Consider the following 18014-nt stretch of genomic DNA (forward strand, 5'->3'; position numbering starts at 1 on the left):
TATGTGTGTTAACATTGTTAATCGGCGCATTAAATTCGTTTTTTGTCGCCATTCATCCTTGCTCCGAATAGGGGCCATGAGACCAGAAGGAGGTGTCACGGTATGCGTAAGTACGAGACGATGTTCATTCTGAATCCAGCTCTCGAAGGTGAACAGACGACGGAGTTGGTTCAAAAATATCAAACGCTCATCTCTAACCAAGGCGGTCAGATTGACGAACTGCAGGAGATTGGCAAGCGTCGTTTGGCGTACGAAATCGAAGGCGACCGTGAGGGCTACTACGTGTTGATGCAATACACGGCAGGTACAGAAGTGCCAAAAGAGCTCGAACGCGTCATGCGCATTGACGACAATGTCGTTCGTTATTTGACAGTCCGCGTGGGTGAGTAATTCGCGGAGGGGAATTTATGCTGAACCGGGTAATATTAATTGGCCGTTTGACCGCTGATCCTGAGTTGCGTTATACCAATTCAGGAACACCTGTTGCGTCGTTTACACTCGCTGTCGACAGAATGCGTTCTGGTCAGGCGGGGGAACGGCAAACAGACTTCATCAATATTGTGGTCTGGCAGAAACAGGCGGAAATCGTATCGCAGTATTTGCAGAAGGGTCGGTTGGCTGCGGTTGACGGGCGCCTGCAGATTCGGACATACGATAACCGAGAGGGTCAAAAGGTTCGGGTTGCTGAGGTTGTGGCGGAATCTGTTCGCTTTTTGGACAGGGGGTCCGACGCACCACAGGGTGGTGGTTATGGTGGCGGTGCGCCAAGCACAAGCACCAATACGAATCGGTCACCGCGCCCAGAACGTGGTTCAGCACCTCTGTACGAAGATGATCCATTTGCTGACGACAGTCAAACTATCGACATTTCGGAAGATGATTTGCCCTTTTGATTTGTACGACAGGGTATTTTACCAAAACAAACGATTGGCTGTTATTCAGTCATAACGACGAGGAGTGATTCTTATGCCGCGCAAAGGTCGTGGCGGGAAGCGTCGTAAGGTTTGCCAATTCTGCGTCGACAAGATCGATCATGCAGATTATAAAGATATCGGTCGTTTGAATAAGTTCTTGACCGAGCGTGGCAAAATTCTTCCACGGCGTATTTCCGGCAACTGTGCACGCCACCAACGTCAGGTGACGGTTGCAATTAAACGTGCACGTCAAATCGCGTTGATGCCATACACCACTGAGTAATTTTGTGGTGTGAGATAGAACAAAAAGCACCCAGCCTTGGTGGCTGTGGTGCTTTTTGTTATGACAGGTTGTGCAGGTGTGATAAACGCTTGTTTTGCTTGTGCTGGTACAAGTTAGTGGACAGTTTTTTTCTCCTGTAGTTCCGATACAGGAACGTTCGTTACAGATCCGTTTTCATAACTGACTTCAGCATATGGGCTTGATTCAAATAGCCTATCGATACGGACGGGTGTACCCTCATATGTCACATCAATATAATCTGGTGACTCAAAAATCTCTTTCGCGCGTTGCATATCCATATGAAACACCTCTCGTCGTGTTTAATCTGTATTGTTGCCTTGGACGGCGTCAGGCATGCGAGTAATCACGCGGGTTCGGGCAGGAATCAGTGGTTGGCTTGTGGAACCTTACATAATAGATTTTTGTTCGGGTATGCCATTACGCCGGGGGGAGGGAGGATTCGCATGGCTGACTTGGAATCGAAAGTGGACTTGACCCGCAAGTTGCAAACGGTCGAGCACGATAGGATTGAACTCGTCCAACAGGCAGTTGAGGTGTTACGTAGCATTCAGTCCGGCAATGAGGCGGAATTGACAGATGCGTTGGCAGGTGTTGTGGGGCTGGGTTACTTACTGGCTGTGCAAATGGGGATTCATCCACATCGAATTGACAACGTGATTGCCGGAGGGTACCGGGTGGCTGCAGAAGTGGATGCCAGTCGCAAGCCCGAATTACTAGAGGTCGCGAAATACCTCTCAGAACGTCTGTAATCCGTGATGGCGATGAATCCAGTTGTCAAAATGCGGACATCGACACGTTTGTTGTGTCGCTTGGTCGCTTTTTCATTTGCTCTATTGCGCTTGGCAGACTACCATAAACTTATATCACTGTCGGCTCTCTGAGATTCGGCAAGATAAGGGGGACATGTCGATGAAAGTCATCTTGTTACAGGATGTGAAAGGTCAAGGGAAAAAGGGAGAGGTCAAGGATGTGAGTGAGGGGTATGCTCGCAATTTCCTGTTGCCTCGCAACTTGGCCGAAGAGGCGACGGCATCGGCATTACACCGCCTTCAAACCCAACACGACAAAGTTGCCCGGCATAAGGCGCAGGAGCTCCAGGAAGCGAAAGACCTCGCGGCTCGGTTGGAAGATAAAAAGATTGTCGTGAAAACACAGGTCGGCGAGGGTGGAAAGCTGTTTGGTGCCATCACGACCAAACATATCGCAGATGCGATGAAACGCGATGGATTTGCGGTGGATAAGCGTAAAATCCAGTTGCATGATCCCATTAAGTCACTTGGTGGGCACCGTGTTCAGGTAAAACTTCATCCAGATGTATCCGTCAACATTTTGGTTTACGTGGAAGCCGAGTGAGCATGGAGCTTGTGTGGATGCCCGCGGCTTCTCGAATCTGGTTTACCTGCGAGCTCTTGACAATGGAAGGCGATAGATATGGCAAGTGAACAGTCTGTATGGGGGCGTCCTGCAGTGAACGATTCGATGTTGCGGATGCCTCCGCAACAGGTTGAGGCTGAGCAAGCGGTGCTGGGCGCGATGTTGATTTCCGAAGACGCTGTCAACGAAGCGCTTGAACTCCTGGAGGCAGAGGATTTTTATCGGTCTGCGCATCAGTCCATCTACCGTGCCATGCGGGAGGTTTATGATGCGGGTCAGCCAATTGACGTCGTTACTGTGGCGGCGGCGCTGCGCAATCGTGATGACGCGCTCGATCAGGTCGGTGGTGCGGAGTACTTGGCCGATTTGGCCGCGGCTATGCCCACCGCGCTACATGTGGGGCAATACGCGCAAATCGTTCGGGAAAAGGCCTTGTTGCGGCGGATTATCGCAGCGGCTACGGATATCGCTGAGGAAGGTTACAGTCAAGAATTGCCCGCCTCGGATGTGTTGGCGGACGCAGAAAAGCGAATTTTGGAACTCAGCCAGTTTCAAAAGACGCGCGATTTTACCCATATCTCGGATGTGCTGGAGACGACGTTTGAGCGTATCGAGCAACTGTACGCAAGTGATGGCAGCATCACTGGGGTTCCGACGGGCTATAGTGAGTTGGATAGGATGACGAGTGGATTCCAAAAGTCTGATCTCATTATTGTCGCTGCTCGTCCATCCGTCGGGAAAACTGCGTTTGCGCTAAATGTGGCGCAAAACGTGGCTGTTCGGCATGGCGTTCCTGTGGCGATATTTTCGCTTGAAATGTCCAAAGACCAGCTCGTTCAGCGTATGCTTTGCGCGGAGGCGTATATTGAGGGCCAGAAGTTGCGGACAGGCTCATTGGACGACGACGATTGGCCGAAGTTATCGATGGGCGTTAGCGCTCTCAGTAATTCACCGATATATATCGATGACTCGCCCGGGATTACCGTTCCGGAGATGCGCAGTAAACTGCGCCGTTTGAAACTGGAAAAAGGGTTAGGGCTTGTGGTCATTGACTATTTGCAGTTGATTCACGGTCGCCGGGGGTCAGGGGAGAATCGCCAGCAGGAGATCTCGGAAATTTCGCGTTCGCTAAAACAACTTGCACGTGAACTTGAGGTTCCCATTGTGTCGCTTGGTCAGCTCAGTAGATCGGTTGAGCAGCGTCAGGACAAGCGCCCGATGTTATCTGATATTCGTGAATCGGGGTCTATCGAGCAGGACGCCGATATTGTCGCGTTTTTGTACCGCGATGACTATTACGACCACGAAACAGAACGTCAGAATATCATTGAAATCATTATTGCGAAGCAACGAAATGGTCCGGTAGGGAAGGTTGAGCTCGTGTTCCTCAAGAATTACAACAAGTTTGTCAATCTCGAGAAGTCCCACCAGCAAGAAGCATGAAACCGGAAGAATTGATGGAACTGCGCCCGTTGACTCGTAAAGAGTATCAGCGGCTGCGCGCCAAACATCGGGCGCGGCGCCACCGCCGGCGTCGGTCGAGAATTCGGCGGCTGCGCATACTCAAATCGCTTCGCAGTCTCCGGTTTTGGTTACGCGTGGTCATGGGGCTGTTTGTTCTGTTGTGCGTGGCGTTTTGGGCTCGTTTTGCGTTTGTCTATGACATTCCAAGTGTCGCCCGTCCCGATTTGCCACAGGGTATTACGGCGTATGTGACCGTCAAACCGTGGTGGTTTGGCCCGCCAGTGTTCGATTTGCGGCAGTATGTGCCTGGGGATATTGACGGTGCGCCGGTGGCGGATCCAAGTCAAATGTTTTTGATGAACCTAGGGAAGTACACGGCGGTGGTCGAGCACCCACAATTCATTTGGGCATTGAGAAAAGGGTAGATAGCAGAAAGATACTGTGATGTCTACGAGTTTTCCAAGGCAGGTGCGAAACGTGCAGCACATCCTCGTTGTCGAAGATGAAGAACCGATTTCTAATATCCTGAAGTTTGCCCTAGAGCGCGCCGATTACCGCGTCACTTGTGCGTTTGACGGTAGAGAAGCGCTGGCGCTATGGAAAAGTACGTCACCAGACTTGATTCTACTGGACGTCATGCTGCCTCAGCTCGACGGCTTTGATGTTCTGCGGACAGTGCGTGCGTCATCGGTTGTGCCGGTCATCATGTTGACGGCCAAAGATGATGAGGTGGACAAGGTATTGGGACTGGAATTAGGGGCTGACGACTATGTCACGAAGCCATTTAGCACGCGCGAGTTACTAGCGCGTGTCAAGGCCAACCTGCGCAGGGTGACCTTTGAGGGTGAGCAGGAAGGACGGCGCCGGGACAGGCTGGTGATTCGCGACCTGGTCGTCGATTTGACGCATTACGAAGTGACGAAGGCGGGTGAACCCATTGCGCTGACGCATCGGGAGTTTCAGTTGCTTTCATTTCTCGCGGCACGCCCTGGACAGGTGTATACGCGGGAGCAACTGGTCAGCGAAGTGTGGGGGATGGACTACGAAGGGGATGAGCGGGCCGTCGACGTGACGATTCGCCGTCTGCGCGAAAAACTAGAGTCGGATGCGAGTCAGCCGGAGTACGTCATGACGCGTCGCGGTGTCGGCTACTATATCAGGGGTCTTTGACATGGTAGTGTGGCGCAGTCTCCGCGTGAAGCTCGTGCTCGTCTACACTCTTTTGATTCTGTTTGCCGTGGAACTGATTGGTGCGTATTTCGTTCGAGCGCTCACCACATCACTCATCCACAACCAATCGGAAGCCGCAAAGAGTCAGGCGCAATTGATGGCGACGCTCGTCGGGCCACAGTTGGAACACGCGTCCAAGCAGCAATTGAGTAGTGCGGTCACGGCTGTGCTACAATCTGTCCCGCAGTTTCTCAATGGCACGGTGTATCTACTGAACGCAGACGGTTACGTCCTGTACACGTCGGCGGGCGGTGCGCTCGTGGGACAAAAGCGGACCGATTCCGAGGCCACACAAGTGCTCATCCATCATCAAGACACCGTCGCGATTCGGTTTGATCCGGTCGCCAGCCAACACGTCCTCGTCGTCGCGGTTCCGATATATCAACGCGCCAAGTTTACTGGCGTGTTAGAGTATGTCACCTCGATTCAACCGACCTACGATACGATTCGTCAGGTGACCTCCATTTTCTATACAGGCAGTGGATTCGTGCTCGTGCTCACCATTGTGCTTGGCATCGTCCTCTCGCGGGCTCTCACGCGACCTGTTCTCGAAGTGACTCGACAGGCCAGAGTGATGGCTGCGGGCGATTTCTCCAAGCGCGTCACGCCGAGCAGCAACGACGAGTTTGGAGATTTGGTCGTCGCTATCAACCACTTGGCTGAGGAACTAGATGAAGCGCTGTCCATGAATCGCAGTGAACAGGAGCGGTTGCGCGCGATTATCACCTCGATGAGCGACGGGGTCATCGTCCTCGATTCCAAGCTCGACATTCTTTTCATGAACCACTCGGCGGCGCAGATGCTTGGCATTACGAGCAAAGAGACTTGGAATAAGGTCGATGTCCTCAATTTAGAGGAGATGGCGGGGGAAGCGTTGACGGGTGATTGCATGCGGATTCGCGTCGTTGGCGAGGAAATCTACCACATTACCCTGACGCGCGTTCAGCGCCGCGAGCAGACGGACGGTTTTGTCGCTGTGGTTCGCGATGTGACTGAGCAGGAACGCCTCAATCAGGCGCGTCGCGAGTTCGTCTCCAACGTCTCGCATGAGCTGCGCACCCCACTGACCAGCGTCAAGTCGTACATTGAAGCCTTGCGAGATTTGGGCGACGACGAAAAAGATATGCGGGATAATTTTCTTCAGGTTATTGCGCAGGAGACAGATAGAATGGTCCGTCTGACGCGAGATTTGCTACAACTCTCTGGGCTTGATCGAGGACAGACGTACAATCTGCACCAGTCTATCGGATTGACTGATCTGCTCTTGCAAGTACAACAGCGCTTTCAATTGCAGGCCGAGCGCCAGGGCCTCGAATTTACCGTCGTGGCGCCGGACGATGACGACGTCTTTATTGTCGGCAATCGGGATATGGTCAACCGTATCCTCGACAACCTGTTATCCAATGCCATGAAGTATACGCCTGCGAAGGGGCACGTCTCGGTGTCGACACGCGTGTTTCGGGACAGGGTGATTGTCTCGGTCAAAGACGATGGTATCGGCATTCCCAAAGAAGACCTGCCGCGTGTGTTTGAACGGTTTTATCGCGTCGATAAAGGCAGGAGCCGCCGGCTGGGGGGCACTGGACTGGGCCTCGCTCTGGCGCGAGAGATGGTCGAGCGAATGGATGGCACCATCGCGATAATGAGTGAGCCAGAACAAGGCACACAGGTCAATGTTACGTTTGTTCGCGATGAGGGGGTGGAGAAAGCGCGATGAAGCCGTTGGTCCGCACCGGGAAAACTGTACTACTTGTTGCACTGGTCGTCTTGAGCATTGTCTTAAGCTATTTTTTGTGGTCGGGCAATTTAAAAGAGGGATCAGAAATCGGTATTGTTCAGGATTCCCCGATGCCCACCGAAACCACGCCGGACGTGGCGCACGCCGTCCGACCCTACCGCATTGTGGTTCAAGCGGCAGGTGGAACGACCATTGCCAATCCAGACAGCAGTGCCTATACCAACTGGCTATCTGCACTGGCCACCGCGCATGCCCTAGACCGCACGACTATCCACCAACTACCCCAAAACGTCGATTTTCAGGTGACCTTACAATTTGGGACGGAAGTTAATCATACCCTCGCGGGAAAGTGGCTGAATCCCTTCTCCTCGACCATCGGCAAATGGAGCGGACGGTCCATCATTCTCTACAAGCCGAAAGACGATACCAATTGTCGGGTCGCTTTTCCAGTCGACAATGGCATGATGACGGTGAAAACCGACTTGCCTGCCACGACTTTGTGGAAACAAGCGGACAAACAAGTGTCTGCCGCGCCATACGATGTCCTAGACGGCACGAGTGGTCCGAGCTATATTCCACGCGCTTTGTCGATGAGCGAGTTCATCTACAGTGTGCGTCAACCGGATACCTTGCCGCTCGTTCACACGTTTTTTGTGAATCCACAGGCGATTACCCGGATTCAACAAGACCAAAACACGTCGCTTTGGACGGATGGCAGCCGGGCGGTGCTTTGGGACAAACAGACGATGGATTTGCAGTATGAGGACCCCAACGGCACACAAGTCCCACTGCACGATGATGCGCTGTTGAGCGGGATCGACTTCATTCACTCGCACGGTGGAGGGCCTCAAAGCGTCATCGCTTTCGACCAACTCGGCAGTTTGACTGTCAACCCCAATGCGCCAAGCTATGTGTTGACGCAGTACGTCGACGGATTCCCGATATTGTCGAACACGGCAAACTACAATATCAATATGGAGAACGGTCGTGTCCTGGAATATGACCGCCCGATGTGGGTCCTCGAACAACCCGTGGCCCAATCCGCTGTGCACGTCCTTGACCGCGGGCAGCTTCTCAATAAGCTCAAGTCGCTCGATCCCGCCGATACCCCGACGAACCTCCGCATCACCCTAGGTTATGCCTTAGTGACGAATCAATCGCTATCGGCACAAAACGAGGTGCAATTGCAGCCGGTATACTATGTGACTAGCGGCAGTGGGGCAGGGTGGATGGTCGATGCACAAAGCGGATCACTCGTGTTAGGAAGTGACCCTTCATGAACTGGGAGACGGCCAAAAATTGGCTTATCGGCTTATTTCTGATACTCGACGTCCTGCTGTTGTGGCAACTGTCCTCCTCTCGGCAACTGAATAATGGTTATGTTGAGTCCAAGTCGGACTTATTGGCCAACACAAAGACATTGCTGGCCGAGCACGGGTTGACGCTTGCGACCGACGTGCCGTCGAAACAGCCGGAGTTGTCGTCGTTTCAAGCAAATGTGGCGACTCCGTCGATGAAGACGTTGCAACAGGCCGTCTTGCCGCAAGCGAAGCACGTACAATTCGCGAACGATATTGGGCAAACACAAACCGACGTCGGCCAAATTGTGATGTCTCCCGCGGGGGGCTGGCAGGTGACATTTGTGCCCCCAAAACCTTTGACGGCACAGCGCAGTCCACTCTCGTACGTCTATCACGGGAGCGAATACGAGGAAGACGCAGTGACGTCATCTCCCCAACAGGAGACATTCTTGCAGTCGTACAAAGGTTATCCGATTTTTGACGCGCGTGTGGTCACCAGTCAGACCAAGCGTGCTTTGAATACGTACACGCAGTCGGAATTGACGTCGATTGTACCCACCGGATCGCCAAAACCGGTCATTTCCGCATTGGACGCATTGGACAGCCTCGCCAATGCGGTGGACAAAACGGATGAGACGGAGAATAATAGAATTTTGAGAGTGGATATCGGCTTTGCGAGAAAAGTACCGCTGTACCAGACAGGGGTATCCGACAACTACTGGTTTCCGGTCTGGCGCGTGGTCACTTCCAATGAGTCCTACTATGTCAATGCATTTACTGGAGAGGTGGAAATCGCTCCATAGGAGGTTTTTGCGTGCAGTTCAGCATTCTGGCCAGCGGCAGCAACGGGAATTCCGTGTACATCGAGCATGAGGATACGCGCATTTTGCTCGATGCAGGTATCAGTGGGAAGCAATTGCGTACGCGGCTGGAGGCAACCTGCCAACGCGGGTTGGAAGGATTGTCTGCTGTGCTGGTCACGCACGAACATGACGATCACGTCCGCGGCCTCACACAGGTTTACAAGTACGCCAAGAGCCCCGTCTATATGACGGAGGGTACACATGCCGCCTTGTCTGAAAAACTGCGACCGGAGGCGGCGAGTTGCCCCGTCGCGTTTGTCCGCGAGGACGAAGTCTTTTACATAGGCAGCATCCGCGTGACGCCGTTTGCGATATCTCACGACGCTGAACAGCCTGTCGCGTATCGATTTGATACGGACGACGGCAGCCTCGCTGTGGTGACAGATCTCGGATACGTCACAGACCACCAAAAGGATTTGCTGCAAGGGTGTCAGGCGTATGTGTTTGAGAGTAACCACGACGTGGACATGCTGCGGGCCGGACGTTATCCGTGGCACCTGAAACGGCGCATCTTAGGTGACAAGGGCCATCTGTCGAATGTCGATGCCGCTTACGCACTTGTGGACATTCTTCCGGATGCGCCCGTCGACGTCTACCTGGCTCATTTAAGCCAAGATAACAACCATCCAGATTTGGCGGATATTACCGTGCAAGGGATATTGAGCGACGCTCGCTCGAGGATTGCCAGGGAAATACGAATTAAACGAACCAGTCGACACGAAGCGACACCATTCGTTTCACTTACTCAACAGACTGTATGATGAAGCACCCATTTGTTCAAACTAACGTTGCGAAACATCACCGTTCGGTAGATGTCCTCAAACGATACCTCTTGATTTGTGAGTCTCGGATGCACAGTTAGCAACGTGCAGGGAATGAGACAAGGAGGGCAATGACAAATGGGTTTTCTTCATGGAAGAACACGCAAGCGTACACAGCGCACGCGAAATCGTTCCCGATTTACGTGCAACATCAAACGGGTTCAGGTTGCAGTACTCACTGCAATGATTGGCACAACGGCTACGTATGGGGCACAAACGGCTTTGCCTCGTGGGCTAGGTGGAGCTGTGTCGAGTAATGTGGCATGGGCTGGCGTGCAATCGACCGTCGGTCAGTCGGCAAGCGGCACGATGCATGTGCAAACCGTCGGATTCAACGTGGACGATGGGGTCACCAGTGCCGTGAAGCGGGTGGAGCCTGACGTTGTTGGGATTCTCAATTACGCTCAAGTGTCCAACTACTTTTCTCAGCAGTCTAAGTTGCAGGCCACAGGCGTCGGTACCGGTGTCATGTTTTACAAAGACAACAAGTTTGCCTACCTCGTGACGAACAATCATGTCGTCGAAGGTGGGGCGAAGGTGGAAATTGTCCTCAATGCGGGCAAGCATGTGAACGCGACGGTAGTCGGAACGGATCCCTATACAGACCTGGCTGTCCTGAAGGTTCCTGCGGCGACTTTCAAACGGATCAATCCGGTCAACTTTGCAAACTCCGACACGATTGAGCCGGGTGAGTCGGCGATTGCGATTGGCACTCCGATGGGTCTCGACTTTGCCGATACGGTGACAAAAGGTATTGTCAGCGCCAAGTCGAGGATTATGCCAGTACAAGATGAAGCAAGTCAACAGACGCTGGATTATCAGTCGGTGATTCAGACGGATGCCGCAATTAACCCGGGGAATAGCGGTGGGCCGTTGGTGAACATCAATGGGGAGGTCATCGGCATCAATAGCAGCAAAATTGTCGCGCAGAACTTCGAAGGAATGGGATTTGCGATTCCTTCCAACTCCGTGCGCAATATTGCAAAACAGTTGATGCAGACCGGTCACGCACAACATTCGGCTCTTGGTATTGAAGCGTACTCGCTCTCATCGTTGCCACAGCAGATGTGGCCCGATGTGCCAGTGGACTATGGTGTGTGGGTGAAACTGGTGACATCGAGCAGCGTGAAGAAAGATGGGCTGAAGGCGGGCGATGTGATTGTCGGGCTCAATGGCAAGACCGTAAAAACGATTGCGGACCTGCGCACATACCTGTTCCAATTGAGGCCCGGGGATAAGGCGATACTGAAAGTCTATCGGGGCGGTCAGGCCCTGATTGTCAAAACCAAGGTTGGAGCCATGGAGACCCAATTGACCACGGCCAGTGCGCCGACGACCAGCAGCGGTGCCGACGACAGTGACAGCGCGGAGCCCATGATGCCATTTAGTGGCGGCATTCAGTGAGGCAGTGAACAAGAAATTGATATAAGTCGCCTTACTACGTCGCCGCGCCATCGGTGCGTAGATGGCTACATGAAACGATGAACGGACGTGTCACGGGTGCATATAGAAGTTATTGCAGTAGGAAAGCTAAAGGAACGCTATTGGACGGAGGCGCTTCGGGAATATCAGAAGCGCCTTTCAGCGTATGTCGACTTGTCTATTCACGAGGTGCCAGATGAACCGGCACCAGAGACGATGTCGGCCGCAGAACAAATGCAGGTCCTACAGCGCGAGGCCGAGAAAATCGGCAAGTTGCTCCGGCCACGCGATGGCATCGTCTTGCTCGACATCCAAGGCAAGTCTTACTCGTCAGAGCAGTGGAGTCAAACTTACAGTGATTTGCTGGGCGAAGCCTACGGAAGGCTGGTGTTCATCATCGGCGGCTCCAACGGCGTGCATCCCGATTTGAAAAAGCGCGCGCGTGTTCGATGGAGCTTCGGACCGCTCACTTTGCCACATCAGTTGGCGCGTGTGGTATTGTTGGAACAATTGTATCGGGGAATTCGGATTATGCGGGGGGAACCATACCACAAATAACGGCAAGTTTTTTGGGGTGTGACGGCCCGCAAGGCGGGGGAGCGTGGAGAACGAGCACAAAACCATCAAGAAGAAAGTCTGATTGTTTCTGCTAGCTGACGCAAGTTTGCTACTAAAGCATCGAACCGTCCTGCAGTCTTTAACCATGCTCCAGAACTGCTCATATTTTTCTGACTTGTAACACGTAAAGCGGCCAGTTTCGACTGTTTACTCCCGTGGGCAGCAAAGTTTCTTAAGGCGGTAAGTTGGTCAAGAGTCGTCTGGTACATTGGATCTTTGATTATGAGTGTAATTGTATGGCCCTTTCCAGCACACTTATAGAAGAGGTCAAGTAGAGAACTGCGCCCATGAAAGTCAAAGTATTTTCCCCCTGTTATGCGCGTTATGAGGTATTCACAGACCTCATCTGTTAAGTGTTTGGGGAAATCTACTCCAGCTTCAGCACAAAAGACCCTATTGTCCTTATTCACCAGAGCTACGAGCACGTTTAGCATAAATTCTTCGAAATGTCGGTACAGCCTAATAATCGCAGCATCATAGATCAAGGTCTTGTGCTTGTCTGATGCACCTCTTCCCATAGTAGAAACGAAGTCCAATAGCTCTGCAAGGTCATCTTGAAAGCGAGTTGCCCATAATCGAATATCCTTTTTCCTACTCACTCTACAATCCTCCGGCCCTAGAACGATAGGTTCAATGAGTAAAATATACCATTTTCCTATGAAGGATAGAAGTGGGGGTAGAGTCCTGTGCTATTTCGTCTTCCCTCAGTTCATCACGACTCTACTTCTACCTTAATCATGCAGAATGGTAAAATAGACCTGTAAGAGTAGAGAAGCAGTGACTGACACTGGGGGGACAAAAATGGGTTCCATAGTGCTCGAATTGCAGCAAGACGCTATGCAAAAGTCGGGGTCGGTTTCAGACTTGCTCCGTAAGGCATATACCGTGGCGCGAAAACTAAAACTTTCTGACTTTGCAGCATGGGCGAAGACGGAACTTGAAGGTTACAATAATGAGACTCTTGATGCTATTCCCGAGTACAGGGTGGTTAGAGGGCGTTTACGAGCATTGAATCCTTATAGTGGTTGGATTCCTGCCGAATTGACAGGCGATCTTTCTGCAGTAGTTGAGAGCACGAAGGCAGCCGAGTCGGTTCCTGAAATTGAGCATCTCCTGGCAGAGAGCAGTGAGTATCTTGTTAAGTACCTTCCCCATGAGTTGTCGAGAAGTCTAGGGAGGTTGTTTCAGTTAGATACACAGTACCAGTTACTTCTTTCACGTTCTGACTTTGAGGGTATCTTGCACAACTTGAGACAAGCTGTTCTTGACTGGGCACTCCAACTTGAGGAGGATGGGATTTTGGGTGATGGCATTCAGTTTAGCGAAGACGAGAAGAAGACTGCAGGTCAAAATCAATATCACGTCACCGTTACCGGGGCAGGTTCTCAGATTCAGATTCAACAAAATACTGTGCATTCCACTCAACAATTGGGTAACCAGGGAGTAGACGTTGAACAACTAAAAACCCTCGTTTCCATGATTCGGGAGCATGTGGCGCAATACGGGCTTGAGGACATTCAGCAAAGAAGCATCTTAGAGGCATTAGATGTTGTGGAAGAACAGTCAGAATCCAGTTCGCCAAACTACGGTCTTATAAAGAAGTCGTTACTCTTAAGCCCCGGTATATAATTGGACAATACCCGATGTTTATAGAACAATAAACTCAGGAGGCGTTGTCCGTGGTAAGACGTAAATTTTCTCAGCAGTTTAAGGAGCAGGTTGTGAAAGAGTGTTTGGAAACCGGAAACGTATCGATTGTGGCACGCAAGCATGACATTCTTTCGAATGTGGTCAATCGTTGGGTGCGCCAGTATCAGAATGGAGGGCTCTCAAACGGGAAGACCTGTGCGGGTGCTACAGTCGTTACGAGTGATGAATATCAACAGCTCGTAGCAGAGAAAAAGGAATTGGAAAAAGCAAACGAACAGCTGAAGAAAACGTTAGGGGAACAAACGCTGGAGGTTTCTATCCTGCGTGACCTATTAAAAAAATCCAACCCTCACTTGCGGACAAAATAGAGATCGCAAGAAAGTGGATAGCCAAAGGCTACGCTGTGAGCCGAGTGCTACGCATTGTGGGGGTCTCTCGTTCCACATATTACTTTCAAGAGACACATGAGCCCAAACCACGGGTTTATCGCGGCGGAAGACCTATACCAGGTTATTCTTTAGCTGGGGATGGACGTAAAGTCAGTGATGAACAAATCAAAGAGTGGTTAATGGAGGAGGTTGAAGCGGACGGATTCGGCTATGGATACGTCAAATTAATGGTGCAGTTACGGAGACATCATGGGGTGGTTATTAACAAGAAGAAGGTCTATCGGCTATGTAAGGAACTAGGCATTCTGAAACCGCAGCGTCCATTGCATCGTCACTATCCGAGGAAATTAGCCCGAAATCGGGACATTACTGCCCCAAACCAACTTTGGGAGGTTGATCTGAAATACGGCTATATTCATGGCGAGGACAAGTTCTTTTTTATCTTGTCGTATATTGACGTGTTTGACCGCGAGATTGTTGGATATTACATCGGGCTACGCTGTGAAGCGAAAGATGCAGTCATGACGCTAAAAAGCGCACTGTGGAAGAGAAAGCTATTGACAGGTGGACAAGCAATGCCAGTGATTCGTTCGGATAACGGTCCACAGTTTATCAGCAATGTATTTGAAGAGGCGTGCGAGGAACTGAAGATTGAACATGAACGGATTCCGCCTAAAACGCCTAACATGAATGCACATATTGAGTCATTCCATCGTCTGTTAGAAGATGACAGATTATCCTCATGTGAATTTGAGACGTATGCAGAGGCATACGAAACGGTGGATAAATACATGAGGTGGTACAACCACGAGCGGATTCATTCAAGCATTCACTATTTGTCACCCGCAGAATTCCATCGTGAACATGTGAAAAACGGGTTGATGCCAACAAAGTCGATCCGCGTTTAAAAACACGAGAGAAAATTCTGGATACCGTTGAAGTTGTGTTCGAATCTTAAGTCACTTTTCAAAAGACATCGATTGTCCAATAAGAGGGGGTTGATCCGGTTAAACTTCATTGTTCAAACCTTACAGAAGGCTGCTGGAAGCCTCGTTGCTTCAGGGGTTATTCATGAGATAGGGAAATTCCACTTTTAGAGGGCTTGTTAAGATACCTTAACGGTTACAGTGCGATCGTCAGCACCCCCTTATAATCCAACGGCCCTTCCGGCGAAGCGGAAGGGCCTCATTCTCTAATGTTGTTAACCTCACTCCACCATCACGCTGCCATCTTCAGTGACCCAAAACACCTGAAACGGCATGGCGAGCTTCAACCATTCGATTCTTGGCAAAAGATTAGCATAGGTCACGAAGCCTGCAGGAAGGGCTAGGGTGAGCCTTGCGTTGGGGTCCTGACCATGGTAAAGTAGCAGGTCGAAAACGGCCGCCGAGAACCAATGGCGGGCTTGCGTGTTGCTGCTCTTTTCTGGGTAGCCCTTCATGCTCACCCATAGCTCGCTTCCGTCGGGCGCGACAGCGACGATGTCCTTGCCAGCCTCGCGAGATGCGGTGTCCGCCGCGTGGAGAATGGTATACCCGTTGTAGGCAAGGTAAGACACAACTTGCGTTTGTACGTTTCCTTCCCAGTACCAAGCCGCAGTTCCCTTTGCTTCAAGGGCAGATTCTTGGACTGTCGCCGCCGTTTCGGAGTAGGTTGGTTGGGACCCGGAAACATGACTCACCAACTTGAACTTACGGCAGCGAGAGCATTTGCCTCGATGACGTAGGATACTTTTTTCCTTCAGGAGAGCAGTACAAATTGTATACACGGTTTGTCTCGGCTTGACACCGGAAGCATCCGAAATGCAATCGTCGCAAAGCTCGGCGAATGACAGGATAGATAGTATCTTGCCTGTATTAGTCACGTCGTGCCTCCGAAAGTTCAGTCACCTCTAATTCTACCAAAAGTAGGGGAGTGGTGGAGGACCTGACTTTTGCGCTTTTTGTGATCCACCAGTTGAGTAAAAATAGTTATAATTGGATACGAAAGTACAGTGCGTGACTAGAGGAGATAACGGGTGATGAAAGCAAGACTCTTGGCGGCGGTTATACCGACGCTTCTACTTATGACCGGGTGTGGTGTTTCTCCGTCTGCGACCCCGAAGACAGACAATGCAACGGTTAGCAACGATACTACAAGTAACGTGGCATCAAACACGACAGGCGCCGAATCCACAGGTAGCTCGGCAAACTCGGATGTTGGCGGCTACATATACAGCAACCCACAGGTCGTTATGTTCGTTAGTTACACCAACAACTCCGGGCAACTCAGTGGCACTTTCTACGAAGACTACGAGGGATCGGGTAATCAGTTTCAGACATTTGACTCGCCGCTCACGGGTGAGATTAGCGGAGATAACATCAGCATTACTTTGCAAAACGATGGCAACACCTACACGGGAAATATTTCGGGCGGTACGCTGAACCTAGCATTTCCACAGCAGGATGGTACCGTACAGAACCTGCAATTTCAGATGGGTACATTGAACGACTTCAACCAAGACGTTTCAGAAGTACAGGGCACCGTGTCTAATGACCAGGCCGCTGCAGCGCAGGCTCAGCAAACGGAAAACTTGCAAAATAATCTGTCTCAGCTAGAGAATGCCGTGAGCGGGGATATACAATCGGTTTCTTCATCTGAGGAATCTTTGAAAGAAGACGTAAAGAATACTGGGAAGGATATTTCCAACGAACAGCATGACCTTGCTACATTACAAAATGACGAGCAGCATGTGCTTACTGAGCCGGCGGGTGACCCAGGAACACAGTCCGATGCTTCGGGCGTAGCATCGGACGCATCAGGTGTGGCATCCGACGATTCGGGAATACAGTCCGACGATGATGGCTTCATGACTGACAAAAATGCTTTGGCAAGTGATGTTTCGGCACTTCAATCCGATTTTCAAAAGATGAACTCCGTGGCATCCCAGCTTGGTGTGACCGTGCCTTCATCGGTACCTACTAGCTCTGATGTTTCAAAAGCTGTAGCATCGGCTGGGTCAGTCGAGAGCAGTACATCAAAAGCCATTCAGGGCTATATCTCTCAAAGTAAGGGTATGGTGTCGACGGCAAACGCTCTGGCCAACAAGGCACAGAACTATGCCGGGGGTCAATGATCTAGTTGAACACGGGTATTTATCGGACAACTCTATAATGTAATGGTCAGCGGAAAAACCCCCTTACAATCAAACGGCCCCTCCGGCAAACCGGAAGGGCCTTCGTTCAAAAAACTGCTCTGCAACCTCTCGTCCAGGCATACCTCCACTGACCCGATGGCCCGGTCCTTGACCTCGATCCTGCGGACCATCATGTGAAGCAGCGCCTTTTGCTGCTCCGGTGGCGACTTCTCCATCAGTCGGTGAAACTTGGTCAGCACCGTCTTCACGACGGCGAGCGGCACGTGGGACACGTTCTGTGAGCCAAGCTCTGCCCGCAGTTCGGACCGACGGGCCTGTAGGCGGTCGACTTCGGCTTGCAGGTCATTCAAGCGGCTTACGAGCATTTCCTGTTCGATACCGTCAGCCTCAAAGAGTTTGTACCATTTGGCTTTCTTTGCTTCCACGCCTTCGAGCGCCTTCTCGACGGTCTTCAACTCCGCCTGCCGTGGCTTGTAAGCGCCGGACCGACGCCCGTTGATTGCGTCCACCACGTCGCGCAAGACTTTCGGTCTGACCACAGCCTGCCGTAAGCGGTCGAACACTGCCTCCTCCGCGACTTCGGCCCGGATGCCGTTCGACTTGCAGACGGAGGAACCCTTGTTCTGGAATGCCCCGCACACGTAGTACCTGCGGTAAACAACGGTGCCATCTTTAAGTCTGTCCTTGGTACTGTCAACATCGGCTGTAAAATCCCCAATAACAGCGGAATACAATTCCCCAAAAATAACGGATTAAATTCCCCAAAATCATCGGGATGAATTCCCCACCC

21 protein-coding genes and 1 pseudogene are annotated in these 18014 nt (G+C 51.5%); 17 read left to right on the forward strand and 5 right to left on the reverse strand.

Features of this window, described 5'->3' with window-relative positions:
- Window positions 1-102: 102 nt before the first annotated feature.
- The 3 genes from rpsF to rpsR all read left to right on the forward strand — a co-directional run bounded on the left by rpsF (window position 103) and on the right by rpsR (window position 1197).
- Window positions 103-390 (forward strand): 30S ribosomal protein S6, encoded by a 288-nt coding sequence (gene rpsF, locus J3482_RS13140; protein ID WP_021296380.1) that lies wholly within the window; start codon window positions 103-105, stop codon window positions 388-390.
- Window positions 391-407: 17 nt separating this feature from the next.
- Window positions 408-893, forward strand: coding sequence for a single-stranded DNA-binding protein (ssb, locus tag J3482_RS13145; RefSeq protein ID WP_021296381.1), 486 nt, complete (start codon window positions 408-410; stop codon window positions 891-893).
- Between the two features lie 73 nt (window positions 894-966).
- Window positions 967-1197 (forward strand): 30S ribosomal protein S18, encoded by a 231-nt coding sequence (gene rpsR, locus J3482_RS13150; protein ID WP_021296382.1) that lies wholly within the window; start codon window positions 967-969, stop codon window positions 1195-1197.
- Between the two features lie 113 nt (window positions 1198-1310).
- Here the strand turns inward: rpsR and J3482_RS13155 are convergent, their stop codons facing one another.
- Window positions 1311-1496, reverse strand: a complete 186-nt coding sequence (locus J3482_RS13155; RefSeq protein ID WP_021296383.1) for an H-type small acid-soluble spore protein — start codon at window positions 1494-1496, stop codon at window positions 1311-1313.
- Window positions 1497-1661: 165 nt separating this feature from the next.
- Here J3482_RS13155 and J3482_RS13160 point away from each other — a divergent pair, with 165 nt between their 5' ends.
- The 11 genes from J3482_RS13160 to rlmH all read left to right on the forward strand — a co-directional run bounded on the left by J3482_RS13160 (window position 1662) and on the right by rlmH (window position 11989).
- Complete coding sequence (locus tag J3482_RS13160) at window positions 1662-1967, forward strand: MazG-like family protein (protein WP_021296384.1); 306 nt, start codon at window positions 1662-1664, stop codon at window positions 1965-1967.
- Between the two features lie 160 nt (window positions 1968-2127).
- The gene (gene rplI, locus J3482_RS13165) at window positions 2128-2571 is read left to right on the forward strand and encodes a 50S ribosomal protein L9 (RefSeq protein WP_021296385.1); all 444 of its coding nucleotides are present in this window, start codon (window positions 2128-2130) and stop codon (window positions 2569-2571) included.
- 78 nt (window positions 2572-2649) lie between these two features.
- Window positions 2650-4035, forward strand: a complete 1386-nt coding sequence (gene dnaB / locus J3482_RS13170; RefSeq protein ID WP_146824372.1) for a replicative DNA helicase — start codon at window positions 2650-2652, stop codon at window positions 4033-4035.
- The gene (locus tag J3482_RS13175; RefSeq protein ID WP_146824373.1) at window positions 4032-4481 is read left to right on the forward strand and encodes a hypothetical protein; all 450 of its coding nucleotides are present in this window, start codon (window positions 4032-4034) and stop codon (window positions 4479-4481) included. The genes dnaB and J3482_RS13175 overlap by 4 nt, the downstream gene beginning before the upstream one ends.
- Before the next feature lie 19 nt (window positions 4482-4500).
- On the forward strand, window positions 4501-5226 hold the full coding sequence (locus J3482_RS13180; protein WP_146824374.1) for a response regulator: 726 nt from the start codon (window positions 4501-4503) through the stop codon (window positions 5224-5226).
- Between the two features lies 1 nt (window position 5227).
- Window positions 5228-7003, forward strand: coding sequence for an ATP-binding protein (locus J3482_RS13185; protein WP_146824375.1), 1776 nt, complete (start codon window positions 5228-5230; stop codon window positions 7001-7003).
- The gene (gene yycH, locus J3482_RS13190; protein ID WP_146824376.1) at window positions 7000-8304 is read left to right on the forward strand and encodes a two-component system activity regulator YycH; all 1305 of its coding nucleotides are present in this window, start codon (window positions 7000-7002) and stop codon (window positions 8302-8304) included. The genes J3482_RS13185 and yycH overlap by 4 nt, the downstream gene beginning before the upstream one ends.
- Window positions 8301-9128, forward strand: coding sequence for a two-component system regulatory protein YycI (yycI, locus tag J3482_RS13195; RefSeq protein WP_146824377.1), 828 nt, complete (start codon window positions 8301-8303; stop codon window positions 9126-9128). Before yycH ends, yycI begins: the two co-directional genes overlap by 4 nt.
- An 11-nt stretch (window positions 9129-9139) precedes the next feature.
- The gene (locus J3482_RS13200; protein WP_146824378.1) at window positions 9140-9949 is read left to right on the forward strand and encodes an MBL fold metallo-hydrolase; all 810 of its coding nucleotides are present in this window, start codon (window positions 9140-9142) and stop codon (window positions 9947-9949) included.
- A gap of 138 nt (window positions 9950-10087) precedes the next feature.
- Window positions 10088-11413 (forward strand): S1C family serine protease, encoded by a 1326-nt coding sequence (locus J3482_RS13205; RefSeq protein ID WP_236018225.1) that lies wholly within the window; start codon window positions 10088-10090, stop codon window positions 11411-11413.
- Window positions 11414-11509: 96 nt separating this feature from the next.
- Window positions 11510-11989 carry a 23S rRNA (pseudouridine(1915)-N(3))-methyltransferase RlmH gene (gene rlmH / locus J3482_RS13210; RefSeq protein ID WP_031218573.1) on the forward strand — a complete coding sequence of 160 codons (480 nt, stop codon included), beginning with the start codon at window positions 11510-11512 and terminating at the stop codon, window positions 11987-11989.
- Window positions 11990-12054: 65 nt separating this feature from the next.
- Here rlmH and J3482_RS13215 read toward each other — a convergent pair whose 3' ends face one another.
- Window positions 12055-12648, reverse strand: coding sequence for a hypothetical protein (locus tag J3482_RS13215; protein ID WP_206922517.1), 594 nt, complete (start codon window positions 12646-12648; stop codon window positions 12055-12057).
- Between the two features lie 202 nt (window positions 12649-12850).
- Between J3482_RS13215 and J3482_RS13220 the strand changes: the two genes are divergently transcribed.
- Together J3482_RS13220 and J3482_RS13225 are read left to right on the forward strand one after the other, a co-directional pair.
- Window positions 12851-13678, forward strand: coding sequence for an AbiTii domain-containing protein (locus J3482_RS13220; protein WP_206922518.1), 828 nt, complete (start codon window positions 12851-12853; stop codon window positions 13676-13678).
- 50 nt (window positions 13679-13728) lie between these two features.
- Window positions 13729-14996, forward strand: a protein-coding gene (locus J3482_RS13225; protein ID WP_206922519.1) for an IS3 family transposase whose coding sequence is annotated in 2 segments (ribosomal slippage) — window positions 13729-14032 and window positions 14032-14996 — 1269 coding nt in all. Because the reading frame shifts where the segments join, the coding sequence is not laid out codon by codon here.
- Window positions 14997-15295: 299 nt separating this feature from the next.
- Here the strand turns inward: J3482_RS13225 and J3482_RS13230 are convergent.
- Window positions 15296-15769 (reverse strand): hypothetical protein, encoded by a 474-nt coding sequence (locus tag J3482_RS13230; RefSeq protein WP_206922520.1) that lies wholly within the window; start codon window positions 15767-15769, stop codon window positions 15296-15298.
- Between the two features lie 339 nt (window positions 15770-16108).
- On the opposite strand from J3482_RS13230, the gene J3482_RS13235 reads away from it, so the two are divergent.
- Window positions 16109-17203: a hypothetical protein gene (locus J3482_RS13235; RefSeq protein WP_206922521.1), complete on the forward strand. Its 1095-nt coding sequence runs from the start codon at window positions 16109-16111 to the stop codon at window positions 17201-17203.
- Between the two features lie 32 nt (window positions 17204-17235).
- On the opposite strand, the gene J3482_RS13240 is transcribed toward J3482_RS13235, so the two are convergent.
- Together J3482_RS13240 and J3482_RS22165 are read right to left on the reverse strand one after the other, a co-directional pair.
- Window positions 17236-17763, reverse strand: a complete 528-nt coding sequence (locus J3482_RS13240) for a hypothetical protein (RefSeq protein ID WP_206922522.1) — start codon at window positions 17761-17763, stop codon at window positions 17236-17238.
- 18 nt (window positions 17764-17781) lie between these two features.
- A pseudogene (locus J3482_RS22165) lies at window positions 17782-17958 on the reverse strand (recombinase zinc ribbon domain-containing protein); the annotation flags it as partial.
- Window positions 17959-18014 lie beyond the last annotated feature (56 nt).

It is taken from the genome of Alicyclobacillus suci (assembly GCF_017329615.1).
GTDB lineage: Bacteria > Bacillota > Bacilli > Alicyclobacillales > Alicyclobacillaceae > Alicyclobacillus > Alicyclobacillus suci.